Origin of the sequence: Nonomuraea fuscirosea, from assembly GCF_035917475.1 — a bacterium.
Classification (GTDB): Bacteria; Actinomycetota; Actinomycetes; order Streptosporangiales; family Streptosporangiaceae; genus Nonomuraea; species Nonomuraea fuscirosea.
Window position 1 is genome coordinate 6,373,364 of record NZ_CP109074.1, and the last position, 15,262, is coordinate 6,388,625.

Consider the following 15,262-nt stretch of genomic DNA (forward strand, 5'->3'; position numbering starts at 1 on the left):
TTTCGCGGTGCGACGTTGGTCGCCGGGGGTCCGGCGGAGGGCACGGTCTCCGGTGCCGTCACTCCCAGCGCAGGACGCCGCGCTCGACCGTGGGGTGCCGGCCCTCCGGCTCGTCGCCGAGCTTGAGGGCCGTGCCCCGCTCCAGGGCGTCGGCCACCGCTCGCATGAGCGCGTAGTACGACGGCACGCGGCTTGTCGTGCCGTCCGCGCCCTCCCAGCCGACGGCTCCGTCCGTGGAGTCGACCACCGCGTACGTCGTGAAGTGCTCCGTCGCGCGCCCCTGGCGGGACAGGAACGGAATCATCCGACCGTTCCAGCGGCCCGAGCCGGGCTCCGGGGCGCACAACGTCCGCCATGCGTCCCTGATCTGGCGGACGCCGAGGTGGGACCCGCCGCCGGACCGGACGCCGAGCCCCAGCCCGAACGCCGCCGCCCCGCGCGAGCCGTTGTGACGCAGCAGGGAGGCCCGCAGGTCGTCGGGGAAGTCCACGCCCATCTGCGCCTCGGCGACGGCGATCGTGCGCGCCTTGCCGGGAGCCCGGAGCGTCCGGTACGTGCGGGGCGCGTTCGCCTCCAGCCACCGCTCGATCCGCCGCCACTGCCGGTCGACGGCCCGCTTCACTCTGGGGTCGATCGGCCGCACCGTCACCGGCCGCGGCACGGGCGCGCAACCGGGCTCTTGATCGGGGGTCCCGCTCGCCGTGGGTGCGGGCGAGGACAGCACGGGGGGAGCGACGGGCTCCGGCACGGTGGCGAGGTTCGCGTCCTGGGGCAGGGCCTCCTCGTACGCCGCCCGCGCCCGCCACCCGCCGGCCGGCAGCAGGGCGAGGGCCAGCGTCAGCGCCACGATCGCCGCGATGCCGGCCCAGATCACCCCCATGCCCGTACGGCGGGCGCGGCCGGGCGCCGCCGGCGGGGCGGGCTCGTTCCGCGGCAGGCGGGCACGGCGGCGCAGCCGTACCGCGATCGCGGTCATGATGGCCGCCGTCAGCGCCAGCCGTACTAGCTTCAGCACGTCGCGCACCCTATCCCGAAACGAATCACCCCACGCGCCGGGATTAAGGTCGGACCTATGGAATTCCGACACCTCGGCCGCAGCGGCCTCATGGTCAGTGAGATCAGCTACGGCAACTGGATCACCCACGGCTCCCAGGTCGAGGAGGAGGCCGCCAAACTCTGCGTGCAGGCGGCCCTCGACGAGGGGATCACCACGTTCGACACCGCCGACGTCTACGCGGGGACGAAGGCCGAGGAGGTGCTCGGCCGCGCGCTGAAGGGCGTGCGCAGGGAGTCGCTGGAGATCTTCACCAAGGTCTACTGGCCGACCGGTCCCGGCCGCAACGACCGCGGCCTGTCGCGCAAGCACATCACCGAGTCGATCAACGGCTCGCTGCGCCGCCTGCAGACGGACTACGTGGATCTCTACCAGGCGCACCGCTTCGACAACTCGACCCCCCTTGAGGAGACGCTCAAGACCTTCGACGACCTCGTCCGCCAGGGCAAGGTCCTCTACATCGGCGTCAGCGAGTGGACCGCCGACCAGATCGCCCAGGCGCTCAAGATCGCGGACGAGATGGGCTTCGACCGCATCGTGTCGAACCAGCCCCAGTACTCCATGCTGTGGCGCATCATCGAGCCCGAGATCGTGCCCCTGAGCGAGAAGGAGGGCGTGGGCCAGATCGTCTGGTCCCCGATCGGCCAGGGCGTGCTCACCGGCAAGTACGTCCCCGGCCAGCAGCCGCCCGAGGGCTCCAGGGCCACCGACAAGAGCGGCAGCGCCATGATCGCCCGGTTCATGCGGGACGACGTGCTCGCCCGCGTGCAGGAGCTCAAGCCGATCGCCGCCGACCTGGGCCTCACCATGGCGCAGCTGGCGATCGCCTGGGTGCTGCAGAACCAGAACGTCTCCAGCGCCATCGTCGGCGCCACCCGCCCCGAGCAGGTGCGCGACAACGTCAAGGCGTCCGGCGTCAAGCTGGAGGCCGGCGTGCTGAAGCGGATCGACGAGGTGCTCGGCGACGTCGTGGAGCGTGACCCCGCCAAGACCGTGAGCCCCCAGACCCGCCCATAACCCGCCCCCGCAACAAAAACCCCTTGAGCCACAAGACGCTCAAGGGGTTTTTCTTTTATCCGGGACTCACTGCTGGCGCAATGACAATCCCGTGTATTCAACACGGTCCTCTTCGAGCAAAGCGACCTGCTCGACACCGGATTCCAGCAGGTCACGATAGTTCTCGCCGAGCCAGGACTCCGCGTCCGCCTGGCTGGGAAAAACCTCTCGCGGCAAAGGGCGATCCGTCACCTCACCACCCTTTGCATTTTCATAACGCCACCGCCATGTCATGCCATACGCTCCTTTTCCGCGGGTTCGCCGGCGCACCCTCCGCAGGCACTGGAACCCTACTCCCGAGCTCGGAGGTCAATCGATGCTGCGCGCGTATCGTGTTGCGGCCGGGGTCGCCCTCGGGGCGGCCGCGTTCCTCGCTCTTCCCCTTCCCGCACTCGCCTCCCCGCCCGTCGCCCCCGGCGGGCCGGCTCCCGGAGCCGCCGATCCCGGCGCCACGCGGTCGTGGAGCGCCTGGCGCAGCGACGGGACGGCCTGGCTCGCGGCCGATCCCGCCGACTCGCCGCCGGACGGCTCCGTCATCGGCTGGCGCTTCTCCGTGTCGCCGGAGGGAGCCGGGGGAGCCGCGGGCGACTCCCCCGGCGGGGAGCTGCCGTCGTTCGCGTCGGTGTGCGGCAGGGACACCGCGGCCTCCGGGCACAAGCGGGTGGCGGTGACGGTGGACTTCGGCGACGGGGACGCCGACGCCTACCCCGGCGACCAGCCGCCGGCGCAGGGGGTGCTGCGGTGCGTGGCGGGCGCCGAGGACGCCACCACCGCCCGGCTCCTCGCCTCCGCCGCCCAGGTCCGGGTGAACGACCGGGGTGACGTGGTATCCGTGTCCGGGTACCCGATGCGCGAGCGCGGCGGCACCGAGCTGACCGCCGCCGCCCCGGCCGCCCCCGACGGGCCGCCGGGGCTGCTGATCGCGGGCGGGGCGGGCGCGATGGCCCTGCTCACGGCCGGCGCCGTCGTGGCCACCCGCCGCCGCACCCGCACCCCCGCGCAAACCCGCCGCTGACCCCTCAGGCCGCTCCGCCAGGCTTTCCCGCTCCTTGTACGCTCGGCGCGGTGAAAGTCCTTCTCACCGGTACGGCGGGCGGTGCGGGCCGGCCGGAGCCCGGCTGCCGGTGCGTCTCCTGCGCGAGCCCGCCCCCGGGTCACCGCCGCCCGTTCGGCGTCGTCGTGGACGGCGTCGCGGGCTTCCCCTTCGACGCCCCGCCGGACGGTTACCACGCCCATGCCGACGGCCTCGGGCTGTCCGCCCCGGACGGCGCCCGGCTGCTGTACCTGCCTGCGGACCGGGCCGTGCCCACGGACGGCAGGTACGACGTCGTCCTGATGGACCTGCTCGACCGGCCGGAGCGTCTCGGCGAGCTGCGCAGGGCCGGATCGGCGGACGACGCGACCGTGGTGGTGGCGACCGGCCTGGACCACCGGATCAGGTCCGAGCGGGAGCTGATCCGGCGGCTGCGCCTGTGGGGCGCCCTGAGCGTCCCCGACGGCACGGAGCTGGAGATCACGCCGGGACGCGGCCTCACAGCGGCGTCACGGCCTCTGGGGGTCCCAGACGCGGGCATCGGCGTGGCACGGGAGCCGGGCCCGTGGCGGGCGCTGCTGCTGGGCGGGTCCAGGTCCGGCAAGTCGGCCGAGGCGGAGCTGCGGCTGGCGGGCGAGCCGTACGTCACCTATGTGGCCACGGGACCGGCGGGCGCGGGTGACGGCGAGTGGGCGGCGCGGGTGCGGGCGCACCGGGAGCGGCGGCCCGCGCACTGGGCCACCGCCGAGACCACCGACCTGGTCACGGCCATCAGCGCCGCCACCACCCCGCTGCTGATCGACGGGCTGGGCACCTGGCTGACGGCGGTGTTCGACGAGCACGGCGCCTGGGAGGGCGACCGCGCGCCGGTCGCCGCCGCCTGCGACGCCCTGGTGGCCGCGTGGCGTCAGGCGCCGCGGCCGGTCGTGGCGGTCTCCGACGAGGTGGGGATGGGTGTGGTGCCCGCCACGGCCAGCGGGCGGGCGTTCAGGGACGCGCTCGGCCGGCTCAACGAACGGCTGGCCGCCGAGTCCGAGTACGTGGCACTGGTGGTCGCCGGCCGCCCCCTCGAACTCTGACCCCCGCCCTCGCCGTACGAGCACCCCCGCAGGAAGGACGGGCGGGTCAGGGGCGGGCGGCGCGGGCGTACCAGCGGCCGTCGATGCGGTCCACGTTCAGCGGACGGCCGAAACAGTCGCTGAGATGGCCGGAGGTGAGCACGTCGGCCACGGGGCCGGCCGCCAGCACCCTGGCGTCGCGCATGAGCATGGCGTGCGTGGTGGTGGCGGGCACCTCCTCCAGGTGGTGCGTCACCGTGACGGTGGTGAGCACGGGCCGGGTGGTGGCCAGGTCCTCGACGGCGGTGATGAGGTCCTCGCGGGCCGGCAGGTCGAGCCCGGCGAACGGCTCGTCGAGCAGCAGCACCGCGGGATCGCCCATGAGCGCCCTGGCCACCCGGATCCGGGCCCGCTCCCCCTGGGAGCAGACGCGGAACTTCCGCTCGGCCAGGTCCTTGCAGCCCAGGTCGGCCAGCAGCCGGTGGGCCCGGTCGTGCTCGCCGTCGCCGTACTTGTCCCACAGCGGCACGCTCGTCCCGGTGTGCCCGGTGAGCACCACGGCGAGCGCGGTCGCCCCTTCCTCCTCCATCAGCTCCTCGTCCACCAGCCGCTGGCTGGAGGCGACGAGGCCGATGTGACGGCGCAGCTCCCGCAGGTCGACCCGGCCGAGCCGGTGGCCGAGCACCTTGACGGCGCCCTCGCTGGGATGCCGCACGGCGCCCGCCAGCGACAGCAGCGTCGTCTTGCCCGCGCCGTTGGGGCCGAGGACGGCCCAGTGGTCGCCGTAGTCCACCTGCCAATCGACGCCGTCGAGCAGTGTTTTGCCGACAACCCGGACGCCTACGCCTTCCAGTTCAACCACGTGCATCCCGCCACACTAGTGGGCCCTAGGATCGTGCGTTATGCGGCTGATGGACGGTGTGCGGCTGGCCGTGGGCACGCTCAGCGTCTTCCCCGTACGCGTGGAGCGGGTGGATCGGCAGGTGGCGGGGCAGGCCATGGTCCTGGCCCCGGCCGTCGGCCTGGTGCTCGGGCTCCTCGCCGGGCTGCCGCTGCTGCTTCCCGCCCCGCCCCTGCTGGGGGCGGCGCTGGCGGTGGGGCTGCTGGCACTGCTCACCCGGGGGCTGCACCTGGACGGCCTGGCCGATCTCGTGGACGGGCTGGGGAGCGGCAAGCCGGCCGATCAGGCGCTCGACATCATGAAAAAGTCGGACATCGGGCCGTTCGGCGTGATGACGCTGGTGTTCACGCTGCTCGTCCAGGTGGCGGCGGTCGCGGAGGCCGGTTACTGGGCCCTGGTGACGGCCTGCGTGGCCGGGCGGCTGACGCTGGCGTGGGCCTGCCGGGAGGGGGTGCCCGCCGCCCGTTCCGAGGGGCTGGGGGCGATGGTCGCGGGCACCGTACGCCGCCCCGCCGCCTGGCTGGCCACCCTGGCCGCCTCGCTCACGGCCGTGCTGATCGGCCTGCTCGCCGGCGCCTGGAGCGGCGTCCCCGGCGACGTGTCCTGGTCGCCCGGGCTGGTTCCGGCGGGAACGGACGTGTACGGCATGGTCAGGACCTACCCGACCGAGGCCGAATTCCTCGTGCGGGACGTCGTCCTATGGCTGTCGGGCCCGGCCGGCGCGCCCCTCGCGCTGCTCGCCGGGACGGGCGTGGCCCTGCTCCTGCTCCGCCACGCCAGGCGCCGGCTCGGCGGGATCACCGGCGACGTGCTCGGCGCGCTCGTGGAGACGGCCACGGCCGCCACGCTGGTGATCTGGGCCCTCCTCCCCTGAACGGGCCGGCCACCACGAAGGCGACCGGCCGCACGGGCGGGCCCTGCGGGCCGCCGCTCGTTCAGGTGGCCGGTTCCGACTCGGCCGGGGCCGGCTGCGGCGCCCGCTGCGGCGGACGTACCGGGAAGAAGCGCAGCAGAACGACGCAGAGCAGCGCGAGCACCACCCAGCCCATCACACCGGTGATGCCGGCCAGCACCTCGTTCGGCGGGGCGGCGGCATCGCCGAGCAGCAGCGCGACCCCGGCCACGGCGTTCAGCGAGGCGTGCGCCACCACCGCGGGCCACACGCTCCCGGTACGCAGCCGCAGCCACCCCAGCAGCACCCCGGCCAGCATGCAGAAGCCGATGAAGGCCAGCGCCGCCCACGAGCCGAGCCGCGGGTAGTTGTAGCCGAGCAGGGTGAGCGGCGCGTGCCAGAGACCCCAGACGGCCCCGGACATGAGCAGCCCGGCGAACACGCCGTTCGAGGCGACGAGCCGGGGCGCCAGCCAGCCCCGCCAGCCCCACTCCTCCCCCAGCGCCGGGATGGCGTTCAGGACGGGCCCGGCCACGGCGGCGATCAGGATCTGCACGATGGCCAGGGTGCTCAGGTCCACGGGCGGCTGGACGCCGTTCGCCCGCAGGCCGGCGCCGAAGAGGCTGAGCCCGGACAGGTCGAGCGAGACGAGCCCGACGGCGGCGCTGATCCACAGGGACAGGAACGTCAGGACCGGCACGCCCAGCCAGGCCGCCAGCATCATCGCGATGGTGCGGCCCTTGCGCTCGCCCAGCGTGAGCCCGGTGTGCCGGGCCCATTCGCGGAACGGCGTGCGCGACAGGGCCCACACGCCGAGCACGCCCACGGACGGGGTGAACATCATCAGCGCGCCCAGCGGCTGCATCAGCGGCGAGCCGAGCCCGCCGCCGAACCACAGGGGCAGCGCCGCGGCCCAGGACAGCCCGAAGGCCAGGACAAGGAAGACGATGAGGGGTTTTTTCACGACGAAACACGCTCCGCGATGAGGGTGTTGATGAGGGATGCGCCCCGTTCGGCGTCGTCGATGCTGATGGCGAGCCGGCCGCCGGAACGGTAACGCAGGATCAGGCACTCGCCACCGCGCAGCATGATGGTGGCGCTTCCCGGCACGCCCCGGAAGCCCCAGCCGCCGACCTCGCCCGGCCGGCGCTCCTCGGCCCACGCCGACTCGACCTTGGCCAGCTGGATGGTCCGCGTCGGCCAGCCGAACGGCCCGAACCCGATCACCACCTTCTCGCCGACCACCTTGACGGTGAGCGACATGGTGGCCAGACCGACCGCGAACACGATGACGAACCCGGGCAGGGCGGCGCTCACGGCGGTCGCGCCGGACGTGCCGGTCAGGCTCAGCGCGATCGCCGCCACGATGAGCACCAGCGCGCCGAAGGTGATGGCGGTGAGCCACGGGTTGACCAGGCGGCTGACCCAGACCGCCCGCTGGCCGGGGCGCAGGCGCAGCCGCGGCGGCGCCTGCTCGCCGGCGGACGGCTCGTCCTCCGGGCCCCGGCCCAGACGGGCGGCCACGAGGCCGGCGGCGACCATGCCGAGCAGCACCAGGGGGACGTGCCAGACCGGCAGCTCGGCCGCGCGCCAGCCGGGGGCGTCGAGGTTGACCGACAAGGTGGAGGCGGTCAGGCCCAGCATCAGCGTGCCGAACCCGAACAGGCAGCCCCACCAGGTGGACCTGAAGGCGCGCCGTGCCTGGCCCCGCCTGGTCAGCGCGAACAGGACGAGCCACATCACGGCCCAGGTGACGGAGCTCGTGACCACGTGTCCCGTCAACGACGAGGAGCCGTCGGGCACGGTGCCCGCCGAGCCCCAGTGCGTGGCCATGGGATCGGGCAGCCGGTCACGCAGGGCGAGGGGCGCCAGGATGAGCACGGCCGTCACGGCCAGCCACCAGACGGCGGCCATGGCACGGGGTCTCATTTCAGTTCCTCCAGGATGGTGATGAGGTCCTCACGGCTGTAGCCGTACTTCTTGGCCTCCTGCAGCAGCTCGCGCGCCCGCTGGGCGAGCAGGGCGCGGCCGTCCGCGCGGCCCGCCACGCTGACCCCGCGGCCTCTCCTGAACTCCAGCAGCCCTTCGTCCCGCAGGTCGCGCAGGGCCCGCAGCACGGTGTTGGTGTTGATGCCAAGCGCGCCGGCCAGGTCCTTGGCCGGCGGCAGGCGGTCGCCCGGCCGGTAGGAGCCTTCGCCGATGGCGCGGCGGATGGCGCTCGCCACCTGTTCGTGCAGGGGGCGGGCGTCGTGGAGATCGAGCGTCAGCAACATGATGCTAATGACACTAGCACTATTCCTCAGCCGGGCGTCCGCCGGCGATTGGTAGGATGAACCCCTGTTTGTGAGTACGCAGAAACCGTGGATAGCATCGGTTTACGTGACCACTGTGCGGCTGAACTCAGCAGATCCCGTCTCCATCGACACCGACGCCTTGATCGTCGGCTTCAGACCGGGCGAGGACGGCCCGGTTCCCGCGTCGGGCGCCGACTCCCTCGACGCGGCCTTCGATGGCAAGCTCGCCGCCTCGCTCGGCGCCGTGGGCTTCTCCGGCAAGCCCGGCGAGCTGGCCAAGCTGCCGGCCTTCGGCGCCATCGCCGCCCCGCTGCTGGTCGCCGTCGGCCTCGGAGACTCCCCCGGGCCCGAGGATCTGCGCCGCGCCGCCGGCGCCGCCGTGCGCGCGCTGGCCGGCACCTCCCGCGCCGTGCTCGCGCTGCCGGCCGGCACCCCGGGCGAGGCCGAGGCGGTCGTGCTCGGCGGGCTGCTCGGCGCCTACTCCTACTCCCGTTACCGCACGAACGGCGAGCAGAAGGCCCCGGTCGCCGAGCTCACCGTGGTCACCGGCCAGTCCGACGAGGTCGCCCAGCGCGCGAGCGTGCTGGCCGAGTCGGTCTCCCTCGTGCGCGACCTGGTCAACACGCCTCCGTCCGACCTGTGGCCGGCCAGGTTCGCCGAGCTCGCCGAGCAGGCGGGCGGCAAGGCCGGGCTGAGCGTCGAGGTGCTGGACGACAAGCAGCTCAAGGACGGCGGCTACGGCGGCATCGTCGGCGTCGGCCAGGGCTCGGTCAACCCGCCGCGCCTGGTCCGCCTGGCCTACAGCCACCCCGAGGCGGCCAAGACGCTCGCCTTCGTGGGCAAGGGCATCACGTTCGACTCGGGCGGCCTGTCGCTCAAGCCGTCCGCCTCCATGGACTGGATGAAATCCGACATGGGCGGCGCGGCCGCGGTGCTCGGAGCGGTGATCGGCATCGCCAGGCTCGGCCTGCCGGTCAACGCCGTCGGCTACCTCTGCCTGGCCGAGAACCTGCCGAGCGGCACCGCGCAGCGCCCCTCCGACGTCATCCACAGCTACAGCGGCAAGACCGTCGAGGTGCTCGACACCGACGCCGAGGGCCGCCTGGTGCTCATGGACGGCATCGCGCGGGCCGCCGAGGACGACCCCGACCTGATCGTCGACGTGGCCACCCTCACCGGCGCCCAGATCGTCGCGCTCGGCTGGCGCACCGCCGGCGTCATGTCCAACGACGACGCCGTACGCGAACTCGTGGTCGAGGCCGCGGGCGAGGCGGGCGAGGGCGCGTGGGGCATGCCGCTGCCCGAAGAACTGCGCAAAGGCCTTGACTCGCCCATCGCCGACATCGCCAACCTCCAGCCGGAGCGCTGGGGCAGCATGCTGGCGGCGGGCATCTTCCTCAAGGAATTCGTGCCCCAGGGGGTGCGCTGGGCCCACATCGACATGGCCGGCCCCGCCTTCAACAAGGGCGAACCGTACGGTTACATCCCGAAGGGCGGCACGGGCGCCTTCACCCGCACCCTCATCGGACTCGCAGAGCGGCACGCGAGCATCTGAAACAAATGAAAAGATGACGGCATCACGAACACCCCGACAAGGAGCCTTCCTGTGGCCTATGACATCGTCGTCCTAGGGGGCGGCAGCGGCGGTTACGCCTGCGCGCTAAGGGCGGCCGAGCTGGGCAAGTCGGTCGCGCTGATCGAGCGGGACAAGATCGGCGGCACCTGCCTCCACAGGGGATGCATCCCCACGAAGGCCCTGCTCCACTCCGCCGAGGTCGCCGACGAGACCCGCGAGAGCGCGTCCTTCGGCGTCAAGGCGAGCTTCGAGGGCATCGACGTCCAGGGCGTCCACGCCTTCAAGGACAAGATCGTCACACGCGCGTGGAAGGGCGTGCAGGGCCTGCTCAAGGGCGCCGGCGTGACGGTCGTCGAGGGCGAGGGCCGCCTGGTCGGCGGCAACAGGATCCAGGTCGGCTCCGAGGTCTACGAGGGCCGCAACCTCGTCCTGGCCACCGGCTCCGCGCCCAAGACGCTGCCCGGCCTGGAGATCGACGGCGAGCGGGTGATCACCAGCGAGCACACGCTCAGGATGGAGCGCGTGCCCGCCTCCGTGATCGTGCTGGGCGGCGGCGTCATCGGCGTCGAGCTGGCCAGCGTCTACCGTTCCTTCGGCGCCGAGGTCACGATCGTCGAGGCGCTGCCGCACCTGCTGCCCACCGAGGAGGAGTCCAGCTCCAAGCTGCTGGAGCGGGCCTTCCGCCGGCGCGGCATCAAGTACGAGCTGGGCGTCTTCTTCGACGGTGCCAAGACCACCGAGACGGGCGTGGTCGTCACCCTGGCCAACGGCAAGACCCTCGACGCCGAGCTGCTGCTCGTCGCGGTCGGCCGCGGCGCGGTGTCGGCGGGCATGGGCTTCGAGGAGCAGGGCATCACCGTCGAGCGCGGCGCGGTCGTGGTCGACGAGCACTGCCAGACCTCGGTGCCCGGGATCTACGCCATCGGCGACCTGATCCCGACCCTGCAGCTCGCGCACGCCGGCTTCGCCGAGGGCATCATGGTGGCCGAGCACATCGCCGGCCTCAACCCGCCGCCGATCGACTACGCGGGCGTGCCGCGCATCACCTACTCCGACCCGGAGGTCGCCTCGGTCGGCATCACCTCCGCCCAGGCCGCCGAGCGCGGCATCGAGATCGTCGAGCAGGTCTACGACCTGGCGGGCAACCCCAAGAGCCAGATCCTCGGCACCTCGGGCGCCGTGAAGGTCATCGCCCAGAAGGACGGCCCCGTCGTCGGTGTCCACATGGTGGGCCGCCGCATCGGCGAGCTCGTCACCGAGGGCCAGCTCATCTACAACTGGGAGGCGCTGCCCGCAGAGGTCGCCCAGCTCATCCACGCACACCCGACGCAGTCCGAGGCAGTCGGTGAGGCGATGCTGGCCCTGGCCGGCAAGCCGCTGCACGTCCACAACTAGTCCAGCCCTCGAGATCAGAACGCGAGAGAAGAATAACGATGCCGGTCTCCGTACAGATGCCCCAGCTCGGCGAGAGCGTGACCGAGGGCACGGTAACCCGTTGGCTGAAGAAGGAGGGCGAGCGCGTCGAGGCCGACGAGCCGCTCCTCGAAGTGTCCACCGACAAGGTCGACACCGAGATCCCGTCGCCGTCCGCGGGTGTCCTCACCAAGATCGTCGTCGCTGAGGACGAGACGGTCGAGGTCGGGGCCGAGCTCGCCGTCATCGACGAGAACGGCCAGCCCGGCGCCGCGGCCCCGGCTCCCGAGGCGGCCGCCCAGCCGGCTCCCGAGCCTGAGCCCGAGCCCGAGCCCGCCCCGGCTCCCCCGGCCTCCTCGATCCCGCAGCCGGCTCCGGCTCAGGCCGCGCCCGCCCCTGCCCCCGCTCCGGCGCCGGCCCCCCAGGCCGCTCCTCCGGCGCAGCCCGCGCCGGCCGCCGAGCCCGCCCCGGTGGCCTCCTCCGGCGACAGCCCCTACGTGACGCCGCTGGTCCGCAAGCTCGCCAACGAGCACGGCGTCGACCTCGACGCCATCAACGGCACCGGCGTGGGCGGCCGGATCCGCAAGCAGGACGTGCTGGAGGCCGCCAAGGCGCAGCGCGAGAAGGCCGCGGCCGCCCAGCCCGCCGCCGCTCCCGCGCCCGCCGCCCAGCCGGCCGCCGCCGCCCAGGCTCCGGCCGCGCAGGCTCCGGGCGCCGCGGCGCCCGAGCCGGTCGAGGTGGACACCACGCTGCGCGGCCGCACCGAGAAGATGTCGCGCCTGCGTCAGACGATGTCGAAGCGCCTGGTCGAGTCGCTGCAGACGGCCGCCCAGCTCACCACCGTGGTGGAGGTCGACGTCACCAAGATCGCGCGGCTGCGCGACCAGGCCAAGGCCGACTTCCTGCGCCGCGAGGGCGTCAAGCTGACGTTCATGCCGTTCTTCGAGATGGCCGCCATCGAGGCGCTCAAGCAGCACCCCAAGCTCAACGCGACGATCAACAACGAGACCATGGAGGTCACGTACTTCGACGTCGAGCACCTGGGGATCGCGGTCGACACCGAGCGCGGCCTGATCGCGGCGGTGATCAAGAACGCGGGTGACCTCAACCTCGCCGGGCTGGCCCGTAAGACGGCCGACCTGGCCGAGCGGACGCGCGCCAACAAGGTGACGCCCGACGAGATCACCGGCGGCACGTTCACGCTGACCAACACCGGCAGCCGGGGCGCGCTGTTCGACACGCCGATCCTCAACCAGCCGCAGGTCGGCATGCTCGGCACCGGCGCCGTGGTGAAGCGGCCCGTGGTGATCGACACCACCGAGGGCGAGGTCATCGCGGTGCGCTCGATGGTCTACCTGGCGCTGACCTACGACCACCGCCTGGTCGACGGCGCCGACGCCGCCCGCTTCCTCACGACGGTCAAGCGCCGTCTGGAGGAGGGGCGTTTCGAGGCGCAGCTCGGGCTCGCGTAACACGGCTCTCCGATCGGCCGGGCGGTCCCTCCGGGGACCGGCCCGGCCTTTCGCGTCTCCGGCCCGCCCCGGCGTACTGTGAGGGCATGACGATCATCGTGACCGGAGCGTCGGGCCTGCTGGGGACGGCGCTGGTGGACGCGCTGCGGGCGGACGGGCGCGAGGTCGTCCGGCTCGTCCGCCGCACCCCCGCGAAGGACGACGAGGCGTACTGGCAGCCGGGCGAAGAGGTGGTCGACCTGGCCGCGCTGGAGGGCGCCGAGGCCGTCGTGCACCTGGCGGGGGCGCCGATCGGCGACAGGCGCTGGAGCCCGGCCTACAAGCGCGAGCTCGTCACCAGCCGGGTGCACGCCACCCGGGTGCTCGTCGACGCGCTCGTCCAGCTCTCCAGGCCGCCTGAGGTGCTCCTGTCGGCGTCCGGCGTGGACTTCTACGGCGACACCGGCAACGAGGTGATCGACGAGAGCCGGGGCCGGGGCAGCGGGTTCCTGGCCGACCTGTGCGAGCGCTGGGAGAACGAGGCCGCGCGGGCGGGCACGGCGGGGATCAGGACCGTGCGGTCGCGCACGGGGCTGGCGCTGAGCCGGCGCGGCGGCGCGCTCGGCCGGATCCTGCCGATCTTCCGGATGGGGCTGGGGGCGCCGCTGGGATCGGGCAAGCAGTACTGGTCGTGGATCACGGTGGACGACTGGGTGGGGGCCGCCCTCCATGTCCTGAAAAATCGGGAAATCGAGGGGGCGGTCAATTTCACCTCCCCCGGACCCGTCACCAACGCCGAGTTCACCAGGACGCTCGGAAAGACCCTGCGCAGGGGCACGATGCCGATCCCGGTGCCGGCGTTCGCGCTGGCCGCGGGCATCGGCGAGTTCGCCCGCGAGGGACTGCTGCCCAGTCACCGCGTCGAGCCGGCCAAGCTGACCGCCGCCGGCTACGCCTTCTCCCATACGAGTCTCGGCGACGCCCTGCGCGCCGTAATCTAGTGCCCGATCCTCGTTCAGCAGCTGGGAGAACTCCGACATGACCCGGTCAGGGCAATCACACATCCTCGCCATCGGGGGCGGGTCCTTCCGCCCGAGCAGCCGCCACAACCAGATCGAGGCCAGCGCGCTGCTGCGCTACGCCCTCGACCTGACCGGCCAGGACCGCCCCAAGGTGGGCCTGGTGGCCACGGCGATGGGCGACTCGTCGGACTGGACGCTGAAGATGTACGGCGCGTTCGCCGGCTGGGACGTCGAGCTGAGCCACCTCACGGTGTTCCCGATGCCCAACGTGGCCGACCCGCGGGCCTGGATGCTCGAGCAGGACGTCATCTACGTCAGCGGCGGCAGCGTGGCCAACCTCATGGCGCTGTGGCGGCTGCACGGGCTCGACGAGGCGTTCGAGGAGGCGTGGCGGGCCGGGGTGGTGCTGTCCGGCCAGAGCGCGGGCGCGCTGTGCTGGCACGTCGGCGGCAACACCGACTCCTTCGGCCCCGACTTGCGGGTGTGGGCCGAGGGCATGGCGCTGCTGCCGTACTCGTGCGGCGTCCACTACGACTCCGACCCGCAGCGCAGGCAGTTGCTGCACGACTCGGTGGCGAGCGGCGAGCTGCCCATGGGCTACGCCGCCGACGAGGGCGTGGGCCTGCACTACGTCGGCACGGAGTTCATCCAGGCGGTGAGCGTCGAGCCGGGCGCGTACGCGTACCGGGTGGAGAGCGAGAGCGAAGGAAGGGTAAAGGAGTTCAGGATCGAACCACGGTTGCTGACCCCCTGATTACCCTTCAAGGGTGAGGGAACGGCACAATAGGCTCATGCGCCCCATCCAAGGGGACGATCCCCACGCACTCGCCATCGTCCGACTCGGTGTCGACGTTCCCTACGAGCAGGCCTGGTCGCTGCAGCGCTGGGTGCACGGCAAGCGGGCCGCAGGTGAGCTCACCGACACCGTCCTCATCCTGGAGCACGCGCCGGTCTACACCGCGGGCAAGCGCACCGCCCCGCACGAGCGGCCGTCCGACGGCACCCCCGTCGTCGACGTCGACCGGGGCGGGCGCCTGACCTGGCACGGCCCCGGCCAGCTCGTCGCGTACCCGATCGTCGCGATCACCGACGTGGTCGCCTACGCCTGCCGTCTCGAGGAGACGATGATCCAGGTGTGCGCCGACTTCGGCGTCACGGCCCGGCGGGTGCCCGGCCGGGCCGGCGTCTGGGCGGCCGGCGACCCGGTGCTCGGGCTGCCCGACCGCCAGCTCGGCGCGGTGGGGCTGCGCGTCGCGCGCGGCGTGACGATGCACGGGTTCGCGCTCAACTGCGCCAACGACCCCCGCTGGTTCAACCGCATCACCCCGTGCGGCATCCCCGGCGTCGGCGTCTCCTCGCTGTCGGCCGAGACGGGCCGGCGCATCGTGGTCGAGGAGGTCATGCCGATCGCGGAGAAGCGGCTGGCCGAGGCGCTCGGCAAGCAGCCGTTCGACCTGCACGAGGAGGATCTGCTGCGCAGGTGACCGAATCGGCACCTGATCGCAGCGGAAA

At 72.8% G+C, this 15,262-nt stretch carries 16 protein-coding genes; 10 read left to right on the forward strand and 6 right to left on the reverse strand.

All coding sequences use genetic code 11. The features are described 5' to 3' along the window. Positions 1–58: 58 nt before the first annotated feature. Positions 59–1,015, reverse strand: coding sequence for an SMI1/KNR4 family protein (locus OIE67_RS29095; protein ID WP_326626370.1), 957 nt, complete (start codon positions 1,013–1,015; stop codon positions 59–61). Between the two features lie 57 nt (positions 1,016–1,072). Here OIE67_RS29095 and OIE67_RS29100 point away from each other — a divergent pair, with 57 nt between their 5' ends. Continuing rightward, the gene (locus OIE67_RS29100) at positions 1,073–2,071 is read left to right on the forward strand and encodes an aldo/keto reductase family protein (protein WP_326626372.1); all 999 of its coding nucleotides are present in this window, start codon (positions 1,073–1,075) and stop codon (positions 2,069–2,071) included. A gap of 66 nt (positions 2,072–2,137) precedes the next feature. Here the strand turns inward: OIE67_RS29100 and OIE67_RS29105 are convergent, their stop codons facing one another. Further along, positions 2,138–2,344, reverse strand: coding sequence for a hypothetical protein (locus OIE67_RS29105; protein WP_106242654.1), 207 nt, complete (start codon positions 2,342–2,344; stop codon positions 2,138–2,140). A gap of 82 nt (positions 2,345–2,426) precedes the next feature. Between OIE67_RS29105 and OIE67_RS29110 the strand changes: the two genes are divergently transcribed. Beyond that, complete coding sequence (locus OIE67_RS29110; RefSeq protein WP_326626375.1) at positions 2,427–3,125, forward strand: SCO2322 family protein; 699 nt, start codon at positions 2,427–2,429, stop codon at positions 3,123–3,125. Between the two features lie 50 nt (positions 3,126–3,175). Then, a complete protein-coding gene (locus tag OIE67_RS29115) occupies positions 3,176–4,222 on the forward strand; it encodes a bifunctional adenosylcobinamide kinase/adenosylcobinamide-phosphate guanylyltransferase (RefSeq protein ID WP_326626377.1) in 1,047 nt (348 codons plus the stop codon). A 46-nt stretch (positions 4,223–4,268) separates the two neighbouring features. Here the strand turns inward: OIE67_RS29115 and OIE67_RS29120 are convergent, their stop codons facing one another. Continuing rightward, the gene (locus tag OIE67_RS29120) at positions 4,269–5,069 is read right to left on the reverse strand and encodes an ABC transporter ATP-binding protein (RefSeq protein WP_326626379.1); all 801 of its coding nucleotides are present in this window, start codon (positions 5,067–5,069) and stop codon (positions 4,269–4,271) included. Positions 5,070–5,103: 34 nt separating this feature from the next. Here OIE67_RS29120 and OIE67_RS29125 point away from each other — a divergent pair, with 34 nt between their 5' ends. Then, a complete protein-coding gene (locus tag OIE67_RS29125) occupies positions 5,104–5,976 on the forward strand; it encodes an adenosylcobinamide-GDP ribazoletransferase (protein ID WP_326626381.1) in 873 nt (290 codons plus the stop codon). A 61-nt stretch (positions 5,977–6,037) separates the two neighbouring features. On the opposite strand, the gene OIE67_RS29130 is transcribed toward OIE67_RS29125, so the two are convergent. The 3 genes from OIE67_RS29130 to OIE67_RS29140 are packed head-to-tail and all read right to left on the reverse strand — an operon-like array spanning position 6,038 to position 8,267. Beyond that, positions 6,038–6,958 (reverse strand): CPBP family intramembrane glutamic endopeptidase, encoded by a 921-nt coding sequence (locus OIE67_RS29130; protein WP_106242641.1) that lies wholly within the window; start codon positions 6,956–6,958, stop codon positions 6,038–6,040. Next, positions 6,955–7,923 (reverse strand): DUF1648 domain-containing protein, encoded by a 969-nt coding sequence (locus OIE67_RS29135; protein WP_326626384.1) that lies wholly within the window; start codon positions 7,921–7,923, stop codon positions 6,955–6,957. The genes OIE67_RS29130 and OIE67_RS29135 overlap by 4 nt, the downstream gene beginning before the upstream one ends. Beyond that, positions 7,920–8,267, reverse strand: a complete 348-nt coding sequence (locus OIE67_RS29140) for a GntR family transcriptional regulator (RefSeq protein WP_326626386.1) — start codon at positions 8,265–8,267, stop codon at positions 7,920–7,922. Before OIE67_RS29140 ends, OIE67_RS29135 begins: the two co-directional genes overlap by 4 nt. 106 nt (positions 8,268–8,373) lie before the next feature. Here OIE67_RS29140 and OIE67_RS29145 point away from each other — a divergent pair, with 106 nt between their 5' ends. The 6 genes from OIE67_RS29145 to lipB all read left to right on the forward strand — a co-directional run bounded on the left by OIE67_RS29145 (position 8,374) and on the right by lipB (position 15,234). Continuing rightward, positions 8,374–9,843: a leucyl aminopeptidase gene (locus OIE67_RS29145; RefSeq protein WP_326626388.1), complete on the forward strand. Its 1,470-nt coding sequence runs from the start codon at positions 8,374–8,376 to the stop codon at positions 9,841–9,843. 51 nt (positions 9,844–9,894) lie between these two features. Beyond that, positions 9,895–11,259 (forward strand): dihydrolipoyl dehydrogenase, encoded by a 1,365-nt coding sequence (lpdA, locus tag OIE67_RS29150; RefSeq protein WP_106242632.1) that lies wholly within the window; start codon positions 9,895–9,897, stop codon positions 11,257–11,259. Positions 11,260–11,297: 38 nt separating this feature from the next. Continuing rightward, positions 11,298–12,749, forward strand: a complete 1,452-nt coding sequence (gene sucB, locus OIE67_RS29155) for a 2-oxoglutarate dehydrogenase, E2 component, dihydrolipoamide succinyltransferase (RefSeq protein ID WP_326626392.1) — start codon at positions 11,298–11,300, stop codon at positions 12,747–12,749. An 86-nt stretch (positions 12,750–12,835) separates the two neighbouring features. Next, a complete protein-coding gene (locus OIE67_RS29160) occupies positions 12,836–13,729 on the forward strand; it encodes a TIGR01777 family oxidoreductase (protein WP_326626395.1) in 894 nt (297 codons plus the stop codon). Positions 13,730–13,766: 37 nt separating this feature from the next. After that, positions 13,767–14,504, forward strand: coding sequence for a Type 1 glutamine amidotransferase-like domain-containing protein (locus tag OIE67_RS29165; protein WP_326626397.1), 738 nt, complete (start codon positions 13,767–13,769; stop codon positions 14,502–14,504). Between the two features lie 37 nt (positions 14,505–14,541). Further along, positions 14,542–15,234: a lipoyl(octanoyl) transferase LipB gene (lipB, locus tag OIE67_RS29170; RefSeq protein WP_326626399.1), complete on the forward strand. Its 693-nt coding sequence runs from the start codon at positions 14,542–14,544 to the stop codon at positions 15,232–15,234. Positions 15,235–15,262 lie beyond the last annotated feature (28 nt).

Coding starts and splice junctions, on each gene's coding strand:
- OIE67_RS29100 (WP_326626372.1), top strand. CDS start 1,073: ATGGAATTCCGACACCTCGGCCGCAGCGGCCTCATGGTCAGTGAGATC.
- OIE67_RS29105 (WP_106242654.1), bottom strand. CDS start 2,344: ATGACATGGCGGTGGCGTTATGAAAATGCAAAGGGTGGTGAGGTGACG.
- OIE67_RS29110 (WP_326626375.1), top strand. CDS start 2,427: ATGCTGCGCGCGTATCGTGTTGCGGCCGGGGTCGCCCTCGGGGCGGCC.
- OIE67_RS29120 (WP_326626379.1), bottom strand. CDS start 5,069: ATGCACGTGGTTGAACTGGAAGGCGTAGGCGTCCGGGTTGTCGGCAAA.
- OIE67_RS29125 (WP_326626381.1), top strand. CDS start 5,104: ATGCGGCTGATGGACGGTGTGCGGCTGGCCGTGGGCACGCTCAGCGTC.
- OIE67_RS29135 (WP_326626384.1), bottom strand. CDS start 7,923: ATGAGACCCCGTGCCATGGCCGCCGTCTGGTGGCTGGCCGTGACGGCC.
- OIE67_RS29140 (WP_326626386.1), bottom strand. CDS start 8,267: ATGTTGCTGACGCTCGATCTCCACGACGCCCGCCCCCTGCACGAACAG.
- sucB (WP_326626392.1), top strand. CDS start 11,298: ATGCCGGTCTCCGTACAGATGCCCCAGCTCGGCGAGAGCGTGACCGAG.
- OIE67_RS29160 (WP_326626395.1), top strand. CDS start 12,836: ATGACGATCATCGTGACCGGAGCGTCGGGCCTGCTGGGGACGGCGCTG.
- OIE67_RS29165 (WP_326626397.1), top strand. CDS start 13,767: ATGACCCGGTCAGGGCAATCACACATCCTCGCCATCGGGGGCGGGTCC.
- lipB (WP_326626399.1), top strand. CDS start 14,542: ATGCGCCCCATCCAAGGGGACGATCCCCACGCACTCGCCATCGTCCGA.